This is a genomic window from Leclercia sp. GLN_9 (assembly GCF_043105735.1).
Taxonomy (GTDB): domain Bacteria; phylum Pseudomonadota; class Gammaproteobacteria; order Enterobacterales; family Enterobacteriaceae; genus Enterobacter; species Enterobacter adecarboxylatus.
In genome coordinates this window covers 35,511-53,570 of sequence record NZ_JBICLV010000034.1, presented here as the reverse complement: position 1 = coordinate 53,570, position 18,060 = coordinate 35,511, and the positions used below count along the sequence as shown (strand labels likewise).

Genomic DNA, 18,060 nt, shown 5'->3' with positions numbered 1-18,060 from the left:
GGCTTAACTGACTGGCATTACTCCAGAGGAGGCCATTTCACCGTGACAGATTACTGAATCACGAGCGTGTTAATGATGTTCTCTGCGGCAGTTTGCGCTTTCTGCTGGTCGTCAGCAGGCAGCGTGATCTGCAGGGTCAGCAGCTTGTTGTCCACTTTGCCCAGCACAACGGAAGAGTAAGCGGTCTGGCCTTTGGCAGAGATAATGCTGTCCAGCTGCTGCAGTTTGTGGTCTTTCAGCTCGATGGCTTTGTTGGTCACTACCTGCAACTGCGGGTCGCGGCTGCGCTGCTGATCTTCCAGACGTTTCGCCAGCACACCCAGGTCTTCATTGGTGTCGTCACCGACAATCACAATCACCGCTTTCTGTCCGGTGGCATCGGAATAGACGTGCATATTGTTCGCCTGGGTGCCCAGCTTGCCGCTCTGATCGGTCATGTCCGCCGGCAGAGAGAAGCTGAGTTTGCCATCCATCAGGCTGACCGGTTGACCCGTCGCGTTGCTTTCAGCAGACGCAGCCTGAGCAGGCGTTTTAGTGTCGCTGTTATCACAGGCTGCCAGCCCCATCACCAGCAGGCCAATCCCGACATATTTAACCAGATTGCGCATTGAATTCTTCCTTTCGATAAACGGCCATAACGGCGCATCAATCCATCTTATCACAACTGTTAAAGGGAACCTTTAACCAGCCTGTAATGCTGAGATTTCAGATTTATCCGCGAATCTTTTCAGCAACATATTCAGCAGTACGCCGTACATCGGCAGGAAGAAGACCAGGCTGATAAGCACCTTAAAGGCATAGTCCACGAGCGCGATTTCCATCCAGTGTTGCGCCATAAAGGCATCCGGGCTGCGCCAGAAAGCGATAAAGAAAAAGGCCAGGGTATCGCTGACGTTGCCAAACAGCGTGGAGGCGGTCGGTGCCATCCACCAGCGATGGTTCTGCCGCAGACGGTTAAACACATGCACATCGAGGATCTGCCCCAGCGCATAGGCCATAAAGCTGGCGGCAGCGATACGCGCAACGAACAGGTTGAAGTGCGTCAGCGCCTCAAAGCCCTGCCAGCTGCCCATATAGAACAGGGAGGAGATCACGTACGAAATAAACAGCGCCGGGAGCATGACGGCAAAAATAATGCGTCGGGCCAGCGGGGCGCCAAAGATACGTACGGTGAGATCGGTCGCAAGGAAGATAAACGGGAAACTGAACGCGCCCCAGGTGGTATGAAAACCAAAAATGGAGATTGGCAGCTGCACCAGATAGTTACTGGAGGTGATCACCAGCAGATGAAAAAGGGAAAGCCAGAACAACGCTTTTACGCGCTGCGATTGAGAGAACTGCGTCATATTGTGACCTTTTTAACGTTGGGGTGAGGGAACCCAATATGAACCTGGCTTATCAGGCTATTTTATTCACCATTCTGAATCCGGGCAGTGCTCATCAAAACGCGTTGGCGTTTTGAACGTCGCTTGTAGCGGCCCAAAGGGCGAGCGAAGCGAGTAAATCCTTACGTACTCTCTGTACGCTTCGGTTTCTGTGCGCTGTCCGTCTCCTGACTGGCTTCAACAATAGCGGTTGATGGGCCTGGGTCGGAAAACCGCCGCATGATACTGCTTTCACTCCGCTTTGCAATGGCTAATTTTCACGCAATCGTTAACCTGGTTTGCTTTGCTCTGTACGCGGCGTAAACTACTGCCGTTTTTATCTGGACGAGACCACGATGACCGATCTGTTTACCCACCCGGACCACACCCTTGATGCTCAGGGTCTGCGCTGCCCGGAACCCGTCATGATGGTGCGCAAAACCGTGCGCAATATGCAATCCGGCGAAACCCTGCTGATCATTGCCGACGATCCGGCGACCACCCGCGATATCCCCGGTTTTTGTACCTTCATGGAACATGAACTGCTGGCGCAGGATACCGGGGCGCTGCCGTACCGTTACCTGTTACGCAAGGGCTAAACCTGCCAGGCGGTGTGCGGCCTGATGCCCTCATCCCAACGCTCTCCTTCAGGGAGAGGGCGCAAATCCTGAAACGGCAACCTGAGGTTGCCGTTTTGCATTGGCCCTGGCGAAGCTGCCACCCGGCAAGTTGATGCTTGCGCGAGCCTGGGGTTGCCATTTCGTTTGACCTTCATCACCAATTTGAACCGCCATTTCAATATTTAGCGCTTTTTGTGAGGCGCTTCACCCTCGCTTTCCAGGCCATAGGCTAGTTTTTAGACGTTCAAAAATAAAACAACGTTCCGATACTTACCTCACTACCCTGGAGTTGACTCGATGAAAACGACCCTCAAGCCGTTGCTGGCTGCTCTGTGCCTGTCTGCTTTTGCTGCCTCTGTGTCGGCGCAAACCATTAAAGCCGCCGATGTCCATCCTGAAGGCTACCCGAACGTGGTGGCGGTGCAGCATATGGGTGAAAAACTCAAACAACAAACCGACGGCAAGCTGGAGATCAAAGTCTTCCCCGGCGGCGTGCTGGGTGATGAAAAGCAGATGATTGAGCAGGCGCAGATGGGCGCCATCGACATGATTCGCGTCTCCATGGCCCCGGTAGCGGCGATCCTGCCGGATATCGAAGTCTTTACGCTGCCCTACGTTTTCCGCGATGAAGACCACATGCACAAAGTGATCGACGGCGATATCGGTAAATCCATCGGTGAGAAGCTGACCGCCAACCCGAAATCACGGCTGGTGTTCCTCGGCTGGATGGACTCCGGCACCCGTAATCTGATCACCAAAAACCCCGTGGTGAAACCGGAAGATCTGAAAGGGATGAAAATCCGCGTCCAGGGTAGCCCGGTGGCGCTGGCCACGCTGAAAGATATGGGAGCCAACTCGGTGGCAATGGGAGTGAGTGAAGTGTACAGCGGCATGCAGACCGGCGTTATCGACGGGGCTGAGAACAACCCGCCGACCTTCATCGCGCATAACTACATGCCGGTCGCCAAAAACTACACCCTGAGCGGCCACTTTATCACCCCGGAAATGCTGCTCTACTCCAAAGTGAAATGGGACAAGCTGAGCGCTGACGAGCAGGAAAAGATTAAGACCCTGGCCCGTGAAGCACAGATGGAGCAGCGCAAACTGTGGCAGGAATATAACAGTCAGGCGCTGGAAAAAATGAAGGCCGGCGGCGTGCAGTTCCACGACATCGACAAGGCGGTCTTTATCAAAGCAACAGAGCCGGTGCGTGCCCAGTATGGCGACAAGCATCAGGATCTGATGAAAGCCATCGCTGACGTTAAGTAACCCGGAGTTTCTATGTCCGAACTTTATCTAAAGTGGATGGACCGTCTCTACCTGCTGGCGATGGCCGTTGCCGGGCTATCGCTGCTGGTGATGACCATTGTGATCCCGATTGGCATCTTTTCGCGCTACGTACTTAACCGCGGTGAGTCGTGGCCGGAGCCGATTGCCATTATCTGCATGGTGACTTTTACCTTTATCGGCGCGGCGGTGAGCTACCGCGCCGGCTCGCATATTGCGGTGAATATGCTCACTGACAGATTGCCGGCCTCACTGAAAACGTTCTGCGCGCGCATGGTTGATCTGCTCATGCTGGCGATCTCGGGCATCATGTTCTGGTACAGCTACCTGCTGTGCATTGAGCTCTGGGAGCAGCCGGTGGCGGAGTTCCCGATCCTGACCTCCGGCGAAAGTTATCTGCCGCTGCCGATCGGATCGGCGGTGTTAATCCTGTTTGTGCTTGAGCGTCTGATGTTTGGCTCTCAGGAACATCGCCCGGTCGTGCTGATCGGCAACCACAGTTAAGGGGCGAACAATGGATGCATTTGTTTTGTTATTCACCCTCGCCATTCTACTGGCGCTGGGGATGCCGGTGGCCTTTGCCGTCGGGTTAAGTGCGGTGGCCGGGGCGCTATGGATTGACCTGCCGCTGGAGGCGCTGATGATCCAAATCACCAGCGGGGTGAATAAATTTACCCTACTGGCGATCCCGTTCTTTATCCTGGCAGGGGCGATCATGGCAGAGGGGGGGATTGCCCGTCGGCTGGTGAACTTCGCCTATATCTTTGTCGGCTTTATTCGCGGCGGACTGTCGCTGGTGAATATCGTCGCCTCGACCTTTTTCGGTGCCATTTCTGGCTCGTCGGTGGCGGATACTGCTTCCATCGGGACCGTAATGATCCCGGAGATGGAGAAGAAAGGCTATCCGCGCGAATACGCGGCGGCGGTGACCGCCAGCGGCTCGGTGCAGGCGATTCTGATCCCGCCCAGCCATAACTCGGTGATCTACTCCCTGGCGGCAGGCGGTACGGTGTCGATTGCCACGCTGTTTATCGCGGGTGTGCTGCCGGGATTGATCCTTGGGTTAAGCCTGATGGTGCTGTGCCTGGGCTTTGCGCGCAAGCGGGGGTATCCAAAAGGTGAAAGAGTGCCTTTTAAACAGGCGCTGAAGATCTTCTTCGATGCCCTGTGGGGGCTGATGACGGTGGTGATCATTCTTGGCGGCATTTTGTCGGGGATCTTTACCGCAACGGAATCCGCCGCGGTCGCCTGCCTGTGGGCGTTCTTTGTCACCATGTTTATCTACCGCGACTACAAGTGGAATGAACTGCCGAAGCTGATGTGTCGCACGGTGAAGACGGTGACCATCGTGATGATTCTGATCGGCTTCGCAGCGGCGTTTGGCGCGGTGATGACCTACATGCAGCTGCCGATGCGTATCACCGAGTTCTTCACTTCGCTGTCGGACAACAAGTACGTCATTCTGATGTACCTCAACATCATGCTGCTGCTGATTGGCACCCTGATGGACATGGCGCCGATCATCCTGATCCTGACGCCGGTGCTGCTGCCGGTGACCAATTCGCTGGGTATCGATCCGGTGCATTTCGGGATGATCATGATGGTGAACCTCGGGATCGGGCTGATTACCCCGCCGGTAGGATCGGTGCTGTTTGTTGCCAGTGCGGTGAGCAAACAGAAGATTGAGGCGGTGGTGCGGGAGATGCTGCCGTTCTACGGCATGCTGCTGGTGGTGTTAGGGATGGTGACGTACATTCCGGCGATATCGTTGTGGTTGCCGCGAATGTTAGGGATGCAGTGATGTGTGCGGCCTGATGCCCTCACCCCGTCCCTCTCCCACAGGGAGAGGGTGCAAACACTAAAAACGGCAACCAGGTTGCCGTTTTGTTTTTATTTTCGACGTAACAGCCTGAGCGCGTTCGCCGTCACTAATACCGTCGCACCGGTATCCGCCAGCACCGCCAGCCATAATCCCGTCATCCCCAGCAGGGTGGTCACCAGGAAAATCCCCTTCAACCCCAGCGCAATGGCGATGTTCTGCCGGATATTGGCCCGGGTGGCGCGGGCGAGGCTTATCATCTGCGCCAGCCCGGTCAGACGGTTGTGGGTAAGGGCGGCATCGGCGGTCTCGAGTGCCACGTCGGTGCCGCTGCCCATCGCGATACCGATCGTGGCCGCTTTCATTGCCGGGGCGTCATTAATCCCGTCTCCCACCATCGCCAGCGGCGTTTCCGCATTTAATGCTGACACCGCCTGCACTTTATCGGCAGGCAGCAGCCCCGCCCGGAAATCCAGCGCCAGCTCATCGGCAATGGCGGCGGCCGCGCGCGGGTTATCGCCGGTCAGGATCACCCCCTTGACCCCGAGCTGATGCAGAGCCTGCACAGCCTCTTTCGCGTCGTCCCGCAGGGTATCACGCAGCGCAACCAGGCCTTTTGCCTCGCCATCCTGAACGACCATCACAACCGTCTGCCCGGCCTGCTCAAGGGTAGCGAGTTGCGCCGCAAAATGCGGGGCAGGGAATTTATCCGCGGCGCAAATAAGCACTTTGCTGCCTGCAACCTCGGCTTCAATCCCCGATCCCATCAGCGCCCGCTGTGCGGTTGCCGCCGGAACCGTCAGCCCACGGGACTGCGCTTCACGCACAATCGCCTGGGCCAGTGGGTGAGTGGAGCCTTGTTCAACCGCGGCGGCCAGCGCGAGCAGGTCCTGCTCGTGGATCTGGTATGGAAAAATACCCGTTACCTGCGGCTTGCCGACCGTCAGGGTGCCGGTTTTGTCGAACGCCACCTGCTGCACCTGCGCCAGTTGCTCAAGCGCCGCGCCGCCTTTGATCAGCGCACCCCGCCGGGCTGCCGTCGCCAGCCCGGAGGTAATAGCCGCCGGGGTGGAGATCACCAGTGCGCACGGACAACCAATCAGCAGCAGGGTCAGCCCTTTGTAGATCCAGCCCGACCACGGCGCGCTGAACAGCAGCGGCGGCACCACGGCCACCAGCAGCGCAACCAGCATAATTGCCGGGGTATAGATGCGGCTGAAGCGGTCGATAAAGCGCTCCACCGGGGCGCGGCGCTCTTCTGCCTCTTCAATCAGCTTCAGGATCCGGTCGATAGCGCTGTCGCCCGGTTCCGACAGCACGGTCAGCTGCACCAGACGATCCACGCTGGTGGCCCCGGCAGGGACTTTTTCACCTGCCGCACGATCGACCGGAATAGATTCCCCGGTCAGGGCGCTTTCATCAAAGCTGGCGGTGGCAGTGAGCAGCGTCCCGTCGGCGGGCAGGCGTCCCCCGGCGGCAACCTCAATCACATCCCCCGGGCGCAGCGCGGCGATGGGTACGGTTTTGCGCTCGCCCTGTATCACCTGAATGGCGGTTTCGGGCTTTAGCGCCATCAGCGCGCTGACGCCTTTACGCGCCCGGCTTGCCGCCCAGCCCTCGAGCTGTTCGCCAATTAAAAACAGCAGCAGAACCATCGCCGCTTCTGCCGTGGCACCGATAAACAGCGCCCCGATGGCGGCCACGCTCATCAGCGTTTCAATGGCGAACCAGCTGCCGCTTTTCATCAGGCGCAGCGCCTGACGGGCCACCGGCCATAGCCCCACCAGGGTGGTGGCGATAAAGGCAAGGTTGCCGAGCGGAGGGTTGAACTGGGTCAGGATCCAGCTTACGCCCATCAACAGAACAAGAGTGATGAGCGGCAGGTTGTCGCGCAGGAGCGAGGTTTTTTCGACCGGAGCATGTTCATTGCGCAGCGTATAGCCCGCCTTGACGACTGCCGCTTCGACCTGGGCGCTGACATTGCTGTCCGCATTCACCAGCAGTTTTTCGGTGGCAAACAGAACCTGGACGTGATGAACGCCCGCCACCTGCCTGACGGCGGTCTCGACTTTGCGGGCGCAGGCCGCACAGTCCATGCCGTTGACCACCCAGCTGTAGCGCTGGCCCTCGACGGGCTGTACGGTTTCGGCCTGCACAGAGCTGCAATCCGCCGCGCAGCAGGGCTCTTTAGCGGGAAGGGGGGCGAGCTTAAGTGCCGAAAACTGCGGCACTTTTTTGGGTATTTCTGGAGTCGACATGGCACTCTCCGGTAATGATAACTTTCTCATTAACCGAAGCATACACTCTGGAGTCGACTCCAGAGTCAAGCGCTATTTAAATATACAGCGAACGCACAATCAGGAAGTGCCCGGCGAAGTAGCACGCGGCGGCAATGGCGTTATCGGCGCGGAAGCGGCGGCGATAGTGGCTACCCAGCCAGACAATATTGCCCAGCAGCAACAGCGTGGCGCCGATGAAGGCCGACAGAGCCGGTGCCGTCGGACGGAAGAACCACAGTTCGCCCGCCAACCAGACCATCACCAGCGTCATGGCGATAAAGGTACACACCGCCCAGCGCAGCTCCTCCAGACGCGACCAGATCACCGCAATCAACAGCGCACCAATCACCAGCAGCGCCAGTGGCAGCGGCCAGAAGAACGAAAGCGTCATCTGGCTGGCGAAGTAGATGGTATAGAGCAGATGCGATAAGAAGAATGCCCCTACGGCATACAGCAGACGCTGACGCGGCAGCAGGGTCAGGGCATCACCGGCCAGTGACGCGCAAAGCCCGGCGAGCACCAGGTAGCTGATAGCATTAAACATTGGCGCCTGCCAGGCCAGCAGCAGGAGCAGTAACAAGGTGACGGGTTTAAACACCCAGCGCTGCCAGGCTGGACCACGGTAGGACGCATCGACATACAGCCATGCGGAGAAACAGACAGCGATAAATGACCAAAGCATATTAAGTCCCTGTATCTGTTATTGTTGAATAAACAGTTTCACTTCAGTGTAGTGGTGCAGACGGGCCAATAGCAATGCACAGCGCGGCACGCTATTCTGATTTCAGCCTGGTCTTATAGGATGGTTCAATGAGCAAGATGCCGCTTTTTTTTCTTATCGTGCTGGCAATCATCGTGATTGCCGCCTCGTTCCGCTTTGTGCAACAGCGCCGGGAAAAGGCGGATAACGACGCCGCTCCGCTGCTGCAAAAGCGCGTGGTGGTGAGCAATAAACGGGAAAAAGTGCTCAACGATCGTCGTTCACGACAGCAGCAGGTGACGCCAGCGGGTACCGCCATGCGCTATGAGGCGAGTTTTAAACCGGAAAGTGGCGGTCTGGAGATGACCTTTCGCCTCGACGAGAAGCAGTACCATCAGCTAACGGTGGGGGATAAAGGAACGTTGAGCTACAAGGGGTCGCAGTTTGAGGGATTTAAGATCGCGCCGTGATTTTCTCCTGGAGAGGAAGCTCGATCGGTTCCCTCTCCCTATGGGAGAGGGTTAGGGTGAGGGCTTATTTCTTCGCCTGCGTCTTAAACTTATTCATCCACACCAGCAGCTCAAACACGCCAAAAATGAATACCCGCAGCTGCTGCCAGCCGGTCATTTTCGGGCCGTCCTTCGGCATACCGTTTTTCAGCATCACCATCTGCAGGGCATGCATAAACGAGGTAAAAATCAGCGCCACGTTGACGAAGATATTCATCGGCCGCGGGAAGGGGTGAACGAGGTTGAGCAGCAAAAATGCCCAGACCCCGATCATCAGCAAACGGCCCAGATTAATCAGTACCGGCATCAGTCTCTCCTTGTGATTGACGGTGATAAAGACGATAGGCGACCTGTCCGGCCACTTTTTCCCGGTGCAGATCCCAGTGGGCGGGCACCGGCGGTAAACCGTTCTCTACCTCACTCTCGACGTAGATTAGCGCATCTTCTGCCAGCCAGCCGTTGTTTTCCAGCAGCGTCAGCGTTTCTTCAAGCAGCCCTTTACGGAACGGCGGATCGACAAACACCACATCGTGCGGCGTGCCTGCCTGCGCAAGGAAGGCGAGGGCATTAGTATTGACCACTTTGGCATTTGTCGCTTTCAGCGAGGCCAGGTTTTGCTGAAGCTGTTGGGAAACGCTGCGATCCATCTCCAGCAGCGTGGCGCTGGCGGCGTAGCGCGACAGGGCTTCAAGCCCAAGCGCGCCGCTTCCGGCGAAGCAGTCCAGGCAACGGGCATCTACCATTGAAGGTGCCAGCCAGTTAAACAGCGTTTCGCGCACGCGGTCGGTGGTGGGGCGCAGGCCGGGGCTATCCGGTACCGGCAGTTTACGGCCTCGCCACTGGCCGCCGATAATGCGTATCTGGCCCGCTGCGGCACGGTTGGGTTTCTTCATATCTTTGCTCGGGTACACCAACGGCCTGCGTTTGCAGGCGGTGATGTGCGTTAAGTTAAGTGATAAACTATTTCATCATTTTTTTAGCTTCCATGTATATAGCGCCAGTAATTAACCGCGAGGGGTGTAGTCGCAGATGGCAAAAGAGAAAAAACGTGGCTTCTTTTCCTGGCTGGGCTTTGGTCAAAAAGAGCAGGAAACTGAGCAGCAAAACGAAGAACAACAGATCGCTGAACAGCAGCCCGCGGTTGTTGAACAGCCGCAGCCAGAAACCCCTGTTGAGACCGTCGCTGACGTAGAAGCAGAAACGCCTGCCCACAGCAAAGAAGAGACTGACGCCTTCGCTGAAGAGGTGGTTGAGGTTACTGAGCAGGTCCAGGAAAGCGAAAAACCGCAGCCGGTGGAGCCAGAGCCTGTAGCGGTGGAACCGGAGCCTGCGGCCGTAGAGCCAGAACCTGTAGCCGTAGAGCCAGAACCGGTCGCCGCGGTAGTGGAAGAGAGTGTTGAGCCGGTCGCCGAGGTGGAACCACCGCAGGCGGTTGAGCACGAAGAGTTACCGCTGCCGGAAGAGATCCTCAACGAGATTGAGGAAGCGATCCCGGAAGAGTACCTGCCAGAGACCGAGGTTGAAGAACCCATCAGCGATGAAGAGCTTGAAGCTCAGGCGCTGGCGGCCGCGGCGGCAGAAGAGGCGGTCGTCGTCGTCCCGGTAGCCGAAGAGGACGAACCGGTCGAAGAGATTGTCCAGGAGCAGGAAAAACCGACCAAAGAAGGTTTCTTCGCGCGCCTGAAACGCAGCCTGATCAAAACCAAAGAGAACCTCGGTTCAGGATTTATCAGTCTGTTCCGCGGCAAGAAAATCGACGATGATCTCTTTGAAGAGCTGGAAGAACAGCTGCTGATTGCCGACGTTGGCGTGGAAACCACCCGCAAAATCATCACCAGCCTGACGGAAAGCGCCAGCCGTAAACAGCTGCGCGACGCCGAGGCGCTGTATGGTTTGCTGAAAGAAGAGATGGGTGAAATTCTCGCAAAAGTTGACGAACCACTTAATATTGAAGGCAAAATGCCATTTGTTATTCTGATGGTTGGCGTTAACGGCGTGGGTAAAACCACCACCATCGGTAAGCTGGCGCGTCAGTTTGAACAGCAGGGAAAATCGGTGATGCTGGCCGCGGGTGATACCTTCCGTGCCGCCGCCGTAGAGCAGTTGCAGGTGTGGGGCCAGCGGAACAATATTCCGGTGATTGCCCAGCATACCGGGGCCGATTCTGCCTCTGTGATCTTTGACGCCATTCAGGCGGCCAAAGCGCGTAACGTTGATGTGCTGATTGCTGATACCGCAGGGCGTTTGCAGAATAAATCGCACCTGATGGAAGAGCTGAAGAAGATCGTCCGGGTGATGAAAAAGCTGGACGAAGATGCACCGCATGAAATTATGCTGACTATTGATGCCAGCACCGGGCAGAACGCCATCAGTCAGGCGAAGCTGTTCCATGAAGCGGTAGGGCTGACCGGCATTACGCTGACCAAGCTGGATGGCACCGCGAAAGGCGGGGTAATCTTCTCGGTGGCGGATCAGTTCGGGATCCCTATTCGTTACATCGGTGTTGGCGAACGTATCGAAGATTTACGTCCGTTTAAATCGGGCGACTTTATTGAGGCACTTTTTGCCCGAGAGGATTAACAATGATTCGCTTTGAACACGTCAGCAAGGCCTATCTCGGTGGGAGACAAGCGCTGCAGGGGATTAACTTCCATCTGCAGCCGGGCGAGATGGCATTCCTGACCGGCCACTCCGGCGCGGGGAAAAGTACCCTGCTCAAGCTTATCTGTGGGATCGAACGGCCCAGCGCCGGGAAAATCTGGTTTAGCGGCCACGACATCAGCCGTCTGAAAAACCGCGAAGTGCCGTTTCTGCGTCGGCAGATCGGCATGATTTTCCAGGATCACCATCTGCTGATGGACCGCACGGTATTCGACAACGTGGCGATCCCGCTGATTATTGCGGGCGCCAGCGGGGATGATATTCGTCGTCGCGTGTCGGCGGCGCTGGATAAGGTCGGGCTGCTGGACAAAGCGAAGAACTTTCCTATCCAGCTCTCCGGCGGTGAACAGCAGCGTGTAGGCATTGCCCGCGCGGTGGTAAACAAGCCAGCGGTGCTGCTGGCGGATGAACCTACCGGTAACCTGGACGACGCCCTTTCCGAAGGGATCCTGCGTCTGTTTGAGGAGTTTAACCGCGTTGGGGTGACGGTACTGATGGCGACGCACGACATGGGGCTTATCTCCCGTCGTTCGTACCGCATGCTGACGTTGAGCGACGGTCATTTGCACGGAGGCTTCGGTGAATAAGCGTGATGCAATAAACCAGATGCGGCAGTTTGGCAGCAAGCTCGACCGTTTTCGTAAATCGGCGGGCGGCCCGGGTGACGGCAACCGCAATGCGCCGAAGCGCAGCAAATCCGCGCCAAAACCCAACTCGCGCAAAACTAATGTGTTTAACGAGCAGGTGAGGTACGCCTTCCAGGGTGCGCTGCAGGATCTGAAAAGCAAACCGCTTGCCACTTTCCTGACGGTGATGGTGATTGCCATCTCCCTGACCCTGCCCAGCGTCTGCTACATGGTCTACAAGAACGTTAACCAGGCGGCGTCCCAGTACTACCCATCCCCGCAGATCACCGTCTATCTCGACAAAGCGCTCGACGATAACGCGGCGGCGCAGGTGGTGGGGCAGCTACAGGCCGAGCAGGGCGTTGAGAAGGTCAATTACCTGTCGCGGGATGAGGCGTTAGGCGAATTCCGTAACTGGTCCGGGTTTGGCGGCGCGCTGGATATGCTGGAGGAGAACCCCCTGCCTGCGGTGGCGGTGGTGATCCCGAAACTGGATTTCCAGGGCACCGAATCGCTGAACACCCTGCGCGATCGCGTCTCCCGCATCAACGGGATCGATGAGGTGCGCATGGACGATAGCTGGTTTGCCCGTCTGACGGCGCTTACCGGCCTGGTCGGGCGCGTGGCGGCGATGATTGGCGTGCTGATGGTCGCGGCGGTGTTCCTGGTTATCGGCAACAGCGTGCGGTTGAGCATCTTTGCCCGTCGCGACACCATTAACGTGCAGAAGCTGATCGGCGCAACCGACGGTTTTATCCTGCGTCCGTTCCTTTATGGCGGCGCATTGCTCGGTTTTTCCGGCGCATTTCTTTCACTGATATTGTCAGAAATTTTGGTGATGCGCCTTTCCGCAGCGGTCACCGATGTGGCTCAGGTTTTTGGAACTAAGTTTAATATCAGCGGGTTAGCCTTTGATGAGTGCCTGTTATTGCTGCTGGTATGCTCCATGATCGGCTGGATCGCAGCATGGTTAGCAACCGTGCAACATTTACGTCACTTTACCCCTGACTAAAAAATCTCTGGTATAATCTTTCCCTGCATTGAGAATCGCTATGCAGGGAAAGAGTCCCCTGTTGTCTCTTACCCCGCATAATCATCCCCGTGTCACATTTTGTGCGTAATTTATTCACAGTTTCACTCGGAACTTGTGGATAAAATCACTGTCTGATAAAAGAGTGAATGATATTCTCGTTGCTCATTAATTCTGGCATGTTCGTTGCCTGATGGGGACAAACCGCCGCCAGAAAGAATCGATTGAGAGGAATGAATGACCAAAGAAATGCAAACTTTAGCTTTAGCCCCTGTTGGTAACCTGGAATCTTACATCCGGGCCGCTAACACCTGGCCGATGTTGACGGCTGAGGAAGAAAAGGAGCTTGCTGAGAAGCTGCATTACCAGGGCGATCTGGAAGCAGCTAAGACGCTGATCCTGTCTCACCTGCGCTTTGTTGTTCACGTTGCTCGAAACTATGCGGGCTACGGCCTGCCGCAGGCTGACCTGATTCAGGAAGGCAACATCGGCCTGATGAAGGCGGTGCGTCGCTTCAACCCGGAAGTGGGTGTGCGTCTGGTCTCCTTCGCCGTGCACTGGATCAAAGCGGAAATCCACGAATACGTGCTGCGTAACTGGCGTATCGTGAAGGTCGCAACCACTAAAGCACAGCGCAAACTGTTCTTTAACCTGCGTAAAACCAAGCAGCGTCTGGGCTGGTTTAACCAGGACGAAGTGGAAATGGTTGCCCGCGAACTGGGTGTTTCCAGCAAAGACGTGCGCGAGATGGAATCCCGAATGGCCGCGCAGGACATGACCTTTGATATGTCCTCTGACGACGATGCGTCAGACAGCCAGCCGATGGCTCCGGTCCTGTATCTCCAGGATAAGTCGTCCAACTTTGCCGATGGCATCGAAGACGACAACTGGGAAGAGCAGGCTGCGAACAAGCTGACTTACGCGATGGAAGGCCTTGACGAGCGTAGCCAGGATATTATCCGTGCCCGCTGGCTGGACGAAGACAACAAGTCCACCCTGCAGGAGCTGGCCGACCGCTATGGCGTCTCCGCTGAACGTGTGCGTCAGCTTGAGAAAAACGCCATGAAAAAACTTCGCGCCGCTATCGAAGCGTAATTCTCGCGAAGTGACCCGATAACCCCTGGATGAGAATCCGGGGGTTTTGTTTTTTTAGCGCCCTTTATGGCGAATTCCCTCCTCCTGGCAAACCCTTACCATTGTGTTGTGCGCTGACTCGTTAAAGCCTCCTATACCTTATATACATTTCAAAATAGCTATTCCAAATAGATAAAAATGGGGTATGTTTTAGCAGAGTATGCTGAAAAGGCGCGCACGGCAGACGCATAATCGAAATAAAGCGCCATAAAACAACATCACAACAAACACAATAACCATCACAATGGGGATTCTCAGGATGAATATGAAGGGCAAAGCCTTACTGGCAGGATGTATCGCGTTGGCGTTCAGCACCATGGCTCAGGCTGACATCAAAGTGGCCGTGGTTGGCGCAATGTCCGGTCCGGTAGCGCAATACGGCGACCAGGAGTTTACTGGCGCAGAACAAGCTGTTGCCGATATTAATGCCAAAGGCGGCATCAAAGGCGAAAAGCTGCAAATCGTAAAATATGATGATGCCTGCGACCCGAAACAAGCGGTTGCGGTAGCGAACAAAGTCGTGAATGACGGCATCAAATACGTTATCGGCCACCTGTGCTCCTCTTCCACACAGCCTGCGTCTGACATCTACGAAGACGAAGGTATTCTGATGATCACCCCTGCCGCCACCGCGCCGGAACTGACCGCCCGTGGTTATAAAATGGTGTTGCGTACCACCGGCCTGGACTCTGACCAGGGACCAACGGCAGCGAAATATATCGTTGATAAAGTGAAGCCAAAGCGTATTGCCATTGTTCATGACAAGCAGCAGTACGGCGAAGGTCTGGCGCGTTCTGTGCAGGACAACCTGAAAAAATCCAATGCTAACGTGGTGTTCTTCGACGGTATCACTGCCGGTGAGAAAGATTTCTCTACCATGGTGGCACGTCTGAAGAAAGAGAATATCGATTTCGTCTACTACGGCGGCTACCACCCGGAGATGGGTCAGCTCCTGCGTCAGGCGCGTGCAGCCGGTCTGAAAACCCAGTTCATGGGGCCGGAAGGGGTGGCAAACGTGTCACTGTCTAACATTGCCGGTGAATCAGCGGAAGGCCTGCTGGTGACCAAACCGAAGAACTACGATCAGGTTCCTGCGAACAAACCGATCGTGGATGCGATCAAAGCCAAGAAACAAGATCCAAGCGGCGCATTCGTGTGGACCACCTACGCCGCGCTGCAAACCCTGCAAGCAGGCCTGAATCAGTCAGCTGAACCGGCTGAAATTGCCACCTGGCTGAAAGCGAACTCTGTCGAGACCGTGATGGGGCCGCTGTCATGGGATGAGAAGGGTGACCTGAAAGGCTTCGAGTTCGGCGTATTCGACTGGCATGCTAACGGCACGGCGACCGACGCTAAATAACGCATTATGCCCGGCGAACCGCCGGGCATTTTCGTTTTACCATCCGCCGCCGCCGCCTCCTCCGGAACCGCCACCGGACGATCCTCCACCAGAAGAGCCAGAACCGCTAGAACCGGATAATGAGATGCGAACGGGAGGATTTGCCGAGCTGGAATAACATGCCTTGCTGAAATGATGAATGCTCCCCCAACTGACGCTGGAAAAGGCCTCTGACGCGGCCCCGGTCTTGCTCAGATACGTGGAAAAGGTGTTAGCCCAGGTTTTACCTACGTCGAGCGCCAGGGCAGCAGGCAGCAGATTTTCATAATGGGCGATCATCTGCTCAGGGGGATAAAGCACCTCGAAGCGGTGCTTTTCAGCTGTTTTCAGATAGCGTTTTAGCCCTTTGGCGACAGCTAAATCCGTTAGCCCGCGTTGGGTATAACGGGGTGTTTTCCAGCCAACGAATAGACAGAGCACGATCGCGGTCAGTAATGCGCCGGAGTAGCCGGCAGGATGGCGGATGGCCGGTTCGACACCGAACAGAAAAAGCCAACTTCCTATAAGGTTGGCGGGACAGCCTAAGAGAGCAAAAATCACTGTATTAGGCCACCAGTCGCGGCCGGTCTTCAGCGGGTTAAGCAAACATTTCAGCAAAAACGTCAGCAGCGAAAGGCCCACAGCCAAAAATAACAGAGATGGAATGGTGTACAGCGCTATTTCGGGATCAAACCAGACGCCACATACCACCGGCACCAGCATCGCGATAGCGATGCAATGACACAGGGGTTTACACCATTTTCGAAATAGTGCTGGTCGCTGCGCCTCACACCGTTTTTCTAACTCCTTAAGTGCGTTTTGCATTAGCTTTTGATGGGCCTGGCTGAGATTAATAGTCTTGCGTTTACCGCTAAACAGTATGCTCAGTAGCTGTTTATCGTTGGCATCCAGCCGGGGGGTTCCTTCAACAAACGATCGGGATAACCACTGCTCAGCCCCGTTATCTGCATGCCACGGGTCGGCGGGTTTGTTCTGACTGCTGGTGAGGGTTGCGCCCCGTCTGGCTACCAGTTGAAGAATATCGCTGCTGAATGCGACATCATCATATTGACGCCGGGTAATAAAGCGCAGATAGCCCGGCGACAGGGTAGCAGGCAGCGAATAGAGCGGCACGACCGGTGGCATTGTCAGCCCTGCGGCGGTCACGTTCTTACGCCACCACAACAGGTAATAACCGATCAGCAGCAACGGGAGCCAGATTAGGCTGGTTTGCTGCGTGGGTAATAATAGATGTACCAGTGGCAAGGAGGCTTCTGGTTTAGGGGCGCTGGCCAGAATATCGCGGGGCCACGTATAGACGACGGTCAGCCCCTCTCCACGGCTGAGAGGACGTGTGGTCTGCACATCGCCATTAGCCAGTATCTCTGCGTGCTGTTCTTTTGCCCCTGCCACACCCGTATAGACGTCAATGGAGCGTAGCCTGGCGTCCCTGCCGTCCCCGTTCAGATGACTGCCGTCCGGCAACTCCAGGTGAAAGCTGGCCTTGTCAACAGGCCAGGCCCAGTCATTGCCCGTCACGTTCCAGTACAGTTCATCCCATTCCGGGAAGCGGCTGAAATGGTTGCTGACCTGATAGCGGATCTCATAGTTATAGATACCCGGTTTCAGGAGCCGTTCGCCGCTGCCAATACGGATGGTTACTGATTTTTCTGCATCATCGATGCTGTAGGGTTCATTGATACCATCGCGTAAAACCGATTTAACCCTGTAGTCAACGCGAAAAATTTTGCCGTCCTGTCGGTTCCAGGAAAGCGGCAGCGTGCGGAATATCCCGCGACGGATCTCATTTCCCTGAGCCAGCACCTCAATATTTTCCTGCACCTCCATGCTGCCGTCCGCGTTAAAACGCGCCCGGGCGTGGAAAGAGAGAATATGTTCATAAGCTGGCGCTAAACGGGACTGGTTGTGAGGGACGGCAGGAGAGGCGCTGACGATCCCATCAGGTGCAAGAGCGGCAATAAAAAACAGCAGCAATCCAGAAATCAGCACCTTCCACCCTGGCAGAACGGACATAATATCACTCCATCTGTGGCGCTTTGGCTTCTGCCGGATTATCAAGTTCGAAGAACTCTTGCGCTTTGAAATTAAACAGACGGGCCAGTAGCAGGCTGGGAAAGGATTCCACCAGGATATTAAAATCACGCACCGTGCCGTTGAAATAGCGGCGGGCCAGCTGGAGCGACTCTTCTATTTCGCTAACGGATTGTTGTAAGGCGATAAAATTTTCGCTGGCTTTCAGTTCCGGCCAGGCTTCCGCCACGGCGAAGAACCGCCCCAGCATACCAGCGTAGTGCCGCTCGCGATCGGCGATCTCACGGGGATTGCCCGTCAGATCGCTACGCTGACGTGCTATCTCTTCCAGCAACGATTTTTCGTGCAGGGCGTAGCGTTTCGCCAGGCTTAACAGGTTGGGCGCCAGATCGTGACGGCGCTTGAGCTGAACGGCAATGCCGCTCCAGGCTTCGTCTTTAAAGCGACGCAGGGAGATAAAGCGGTTGTAGGTGATTACCGCCCAGATGAGAATGGCGGCAATGGCCGCCAGTGCTATATACATTTCCATATGCTGAATTCCTGATCATCATGATCCTGTAGAGACTCCTGCATCATACTTCACGCTATGAGTAGCGTAAAC

Annotated in this window: 18 protein-coding genes; 10 read left to right on the top strand and 8 right to left on the bottom strand. The window is 56.0% G+C overall.

Going from position 1 to position 18,060, the window contains the following annotated elements; translation table 11 throughout:
• Positions 1-50 precede the first annotated feature (50 nt).
• Together ACF8PE_RS20145 and ACF8PE_RS20140 are read right to left on the bottom strand one after the other, a co-directional pair.
• Positions 51-608, bottom strand: a complete 558-nt coding sequence (locus ACF8PE_RS20145) for a DcrB family lipoprotein (protein WP_032614966.1) — start codon at positions 606-608, stop codon at positions 51-53.
• Between the two features lie 72 nt (positions 609-680).
• A complete protein-coding gene (locus tag ACF8PE_RS20140; RefSeq protein ID WP_032614964.1) occupies positions 681-1,346 on the bottom strand; it encodes a 7-cyano-7-deazaguanine/7-aminomethyl-7-deazaguanine transporter in 666 nt (221 codons plus the stop codon).
• Positions 1,347-1,720: 374 nt separating this feature from the next.
• Here ACF8PE_RS20140 and tusA point away from each other — a divergent pair, with 374 nt between their 5' ends.
• The 4 genes from tusA (at position 1,721) to ACF8PE_RS20120 (ending at position 5,072) form a co-directional block, all read left to right on the top strand.
• Entirely contained in the window at positions 1,721-1,963 is a 243-nt protein-coding gene (gene tusA / locus ACF8PE_RS20135) for a sulfurtransferase TusA (RefSeq protein WP_032614962.1), read from the top strand.
• Between the two features lie 318 nt (positions 1,964-2,281).
• Positions 2,282-3,253 (top strand): TRAP transporter substrate-binding protein, encoded by a 972-nt coding sequence (locus ACF8PE_RS20130; RefSeq protein WP_032614960.1) that lies wholly within the window; start codon positions 2,282-2,284, stop codon positions 3,251-3,253.
• Between the two features lie 12 nt (positions 3,254-3,265).
• Entirely contained in the window at positions 3,266-3,775 is a 510-nt protein-coding gene (locus ACF8PE_RS20125) for a TRAP transporter small permease (protein WP_032614958.1), read from the top strand.
• 10 nt (positions 3,776-3,785) lie between these two features.
• Positions 3,786-5,072 (top strand): TRAP transporter large permease, encoded by a 1,287-nt coding sequence (locus ACF8PE_RS20120; protein ID WP_032614956.1) that lies wholly within the window; start codon positions 3,786-3,788, stop codon positions 5,070-5,072.
• A gap of 89 nt (positions 5,073-5,161) precedes the next feature.
• On the opposite strand, the gene zntA is transcribed toward ACF8PE_RS20120, so the two are convergent.
• Positions 5,162-7,348 carry a Zn(II)/Cd(II)/Pb(II) translocating P-type ATPase ZntA gene (zntA, locus tag ACF8PE_RS20115; RefSeq protein WP_392495210.1) on the bottom strand — a complete coding sequence of 729 codons (2,187 nt, stop codon included), beginning with the start codon at positions 7,346-7,348 and terminating at the stop codon, positions 5,162-5,164.
• Between the two features lie 76 nt (positions 7,349-7,424).
• Entirely contained in the window at positions 7,425-8,051 is a 627-nt protein-coding gene (locus ACF8PE_RS20110) for a lysoplasmalogenase (RefSeq protein ID WP_032614952.1), read from the bottom strand.
• Positions 8,052-8,179: 128 nt separating this feature from the next.
• Between ACF8PE_RS20110 and ACF8PE_RS20105 the strand changes: the two genes are divergently transcribed.
• Positions 8,180-8,539 (top strand): DUF2500 domain-containing protein, encoded by a 360-nt coding sequence (locus ACF8PE_RS20105; protein WP_150872638.1) that lies wholly within the window; start codon positions 8,180-8,182, stop codon positions 8,537-8,539.
• A gap of 64 nt (positions 8,540-8,603) precedes the next feature.
• Here the strand turns inward: ACF8PE_RS20105 and ACF8PE_RS20100 are convergent, their stop codons facing one another.
• The gene (locus ACF8PE_RS20100; RefSeq protein ID WP_150872636.1) at positions 8,604-8,885 is read right to left on the bottom strand and encodes a DUF1145 family protein; all 282 of its coding nucleotides are present in this window, start codon (positions 8,883-8,885) and stop codon (positions 8,604-8,606) included.
• Entirely contained in the window at positions 8,869-9,471 is a 603-nt protein-coding gene (gene rsmD, locus ACF8PE_RS20095) for a 16S rRNA (guanine(966)-N(2))-methyltransferase (protein WP_032614946.1), read from the bottom strand. Before rsmD ends, ACF8PE_RS20100 begins: the two co-directional genes overlap by 17 nt.
• 136 nt (positions 9,472-9,607) lie before the next feature.
• Between rsmD and ftsY the strand changes: the two genes are divergently transcribed.
• The 5 genes from ftsY (at position 9,608) to ACF8PE_RS20070 (ending at position 15,389) form a co-directional block, all read left to right on the top strand.
• On the top strand, positions 9,608-11,158 hold the full coding sequence (ftsY, locus tag ACF8PE_RS20090) for a signal recognition particle-docking protein FtsY (protein ID WP_150872634.1): 1,551 nt from the start codon (positions 9,608-9,610) through the stop codon (positions 11,156-11,158).
• Positions 11,159-11,160: 2 nt separating this feature from the next.
• Positions 11,161-11,826 (top strand): cell division ATP-binding protein FtsE, encoded by a 666-nt coding sequence (gene ftsE, locus ACF8PE_RS20085; RefSeq protein ID WP_032614942.1) that lies wholly within the window; start codon positions 11,161-11,163, stop codon positions 11,824-11,826.
• Positions 11,819-12,877, top strand: a complete 1,059-nt coding sequence (gene ftsX, locus ACF8PE_RS20080; RefSeq protein WP_059307030.1) for a permease-like cell division protein FtsX — start codon at positions 11,819-11,821, stop codon at positions 12,875-12,877. Before ftsE ends, ftsX begins: the two co-directional genes overlap by 8 nt.
• Before the next feature lie 255 nt (positions 12,878-13,132).
• Positions 13,133-13,990 carry an RNA polymerase sigma factor RpoH gene (gene rpoH / locus ACF8PE_RS20075; protein ID WP_032614938.1) on the top strand — a complete coding sequence of 286 codons (858 nt, stop codon included), beginning with the start codon at positions 13,133-13,135 and terminating at the stop codon, positions 13,988-13,990.
• Positions 13,991-14,288: 298 nt separating this feature from the next.
• Positions 14,289-15,389, top strand: coding sequence for a branched-chain amino acid ABC transporter substrate-binding protein (locus ACF8PE_RS20070; RefSeq protein WP_077227699.1), 1,101 nt, complete (start codon positions 14,289-14,291; stop codon positions 15,387-15,389).
• 36 nt (positions 15,390-15,425) lie between these two features.
• Here ACF8PE_RS20070 and ACF8PE_RS20065 read toward each other — a convergent pair whose 3' ends face one another.
• Complete coding sequence (locus ACF8PE_RS20065) at positions 15,426-17,441, bottom strand: DUF2207 domain-containing protein (RefSeq protein ID WP_392495209.1); 2,016 nt, start codon at positions 17,439-17,441, stop codon at positions 15,426-15,428.
• Between the two features lie 4 nt (positions 17,442-17,445).
• Positions 17,446-17,988 carry a LemA family protein gene (locus ACF8PE_RS20060; protein WP_032614932.1) on the bottom strand — a complete coding sequence of 181 codons (543 nt, stop codon included), beginning with the start codon at positions 17,986-17,988 and terminating at the stop codon, positions 17,446-17,448.
• Positions 17,989-18,060 lie beyond the last annotated feature (72 nt).

Coding starts and splice junctions, on each gene's coding strand:
- ACF8PE_RS20065 (WP_392495209.1), bottom strand. CDS start 17,441: ATGTCCGTTCTGCCAGGGTGGAAGGTGCTGATTTCTGGATTGCTGCTG.
- ACF8PE_RS20070 (WP_077227699.1), top strand. CDS start 14,289: ATGAATATGAAGGGCAAAGCCTTACTGGCAGGATGTATCGCGTTGGCG.
- ACF8PE_RS20120 (WP_032614956.1), top strand. CDS start 3,786: ATGGATGCATTTGTTTTGTTATTCACCCTCGCCATTCTACTGGCGCTG.
- zntA (WP_392495210.1), bottom strand. CDS start 7,348: ATGTCGACTCCAGAAATACCCAAAAAAGTGCCGCAGTTTTCGGCACTT.
- rpoH (WP_032614938.1), top strand. CDS start 13,133: ATGACCAAAGAAATGCAAACTTTAGCTTTAGCCCCTGTTGGTAACCTG.
- ACF8PE_RS20100 (WP_150872636.1), bottom strand. CDS start 8,885: ATGCCGGTACTGATTAATCTGGGCCGTTTGCTGATGATCGGGGTCTGG.
- ftsY (WP_150872634.1), top strand. CDS start 9,608: ATGGCAAAAGAGAAAAAACGTGGCTTCTTTTCCTGGCTGGGCTTTGGT.
- ACF8PE_RS20110 (WP_032614952.1), bottom strand. CDS start 8,051: ATGCTTTGGTCATTTATCGCTGTCTGTTTCTCCGCATGGCTGTATGTC.
- rsmD (WP_032614946.1), bottom strand. CDS start 9,471: ATGAAGAAACCCAACCGTGCCGCAGCGGGCCAGATACGCATTATCGGC.
- ftsE (WP_032614942.1), top strand. CDS start 11,161: ATGATTCGCTTTGAACACGTCAGCAAGGCCTATCTCGGTGGGAGACAA.
- tusA (WP_032614962.1), top strand. CDS start 1,721: ATGACCGATCTGTTTACCCACCCGGACCACACCCTTGATGCTCAGGGT.
- ACF8PE_RS20125 (WP_032614958.1), top strand. CDS start 3,266: ATGTCCGAACTTTATCTAAAGTGGATGGACCGTCTCTACCTGCTGGCG.
- ACF8PE_RS20060 (WP_032614932.1), bottom strand. CDS start 17,988: ATGGAAATGTATATAGCACTGGCGGCCATTGCCGCCATTCTCATCTGG.
- ACF8PE_RS20130 (WP_032614960.1), top strand. CDS start 2,282: ATGAAAACGACCCTCAAGCCGTTGCTGGCTGCTCTGTGCCTGTCTGCT.
- ACF8PE_RS20105 (WP_150872638.1), top strand. CDS start 8,180: ATGAGCAAGATGCCGCTTTTTTTTCTTATCGTGCTGGCAATCATCGTG.
- ACF8PE_RS20145 (WP_032614966.1), bottom strand. CDS start 608: ATGCGCAATCTGGTTAAATATGTCGGGATTGGCCTGCTGGTGATGGGG.
- ACF8PE_RS20140 (WP_032614964.1), bottom strand. CDS start 1,346: ATGACGCAGTTCTCTCAATCGCAGCGCGTAAAAGCGTTGTTCTGGCTT.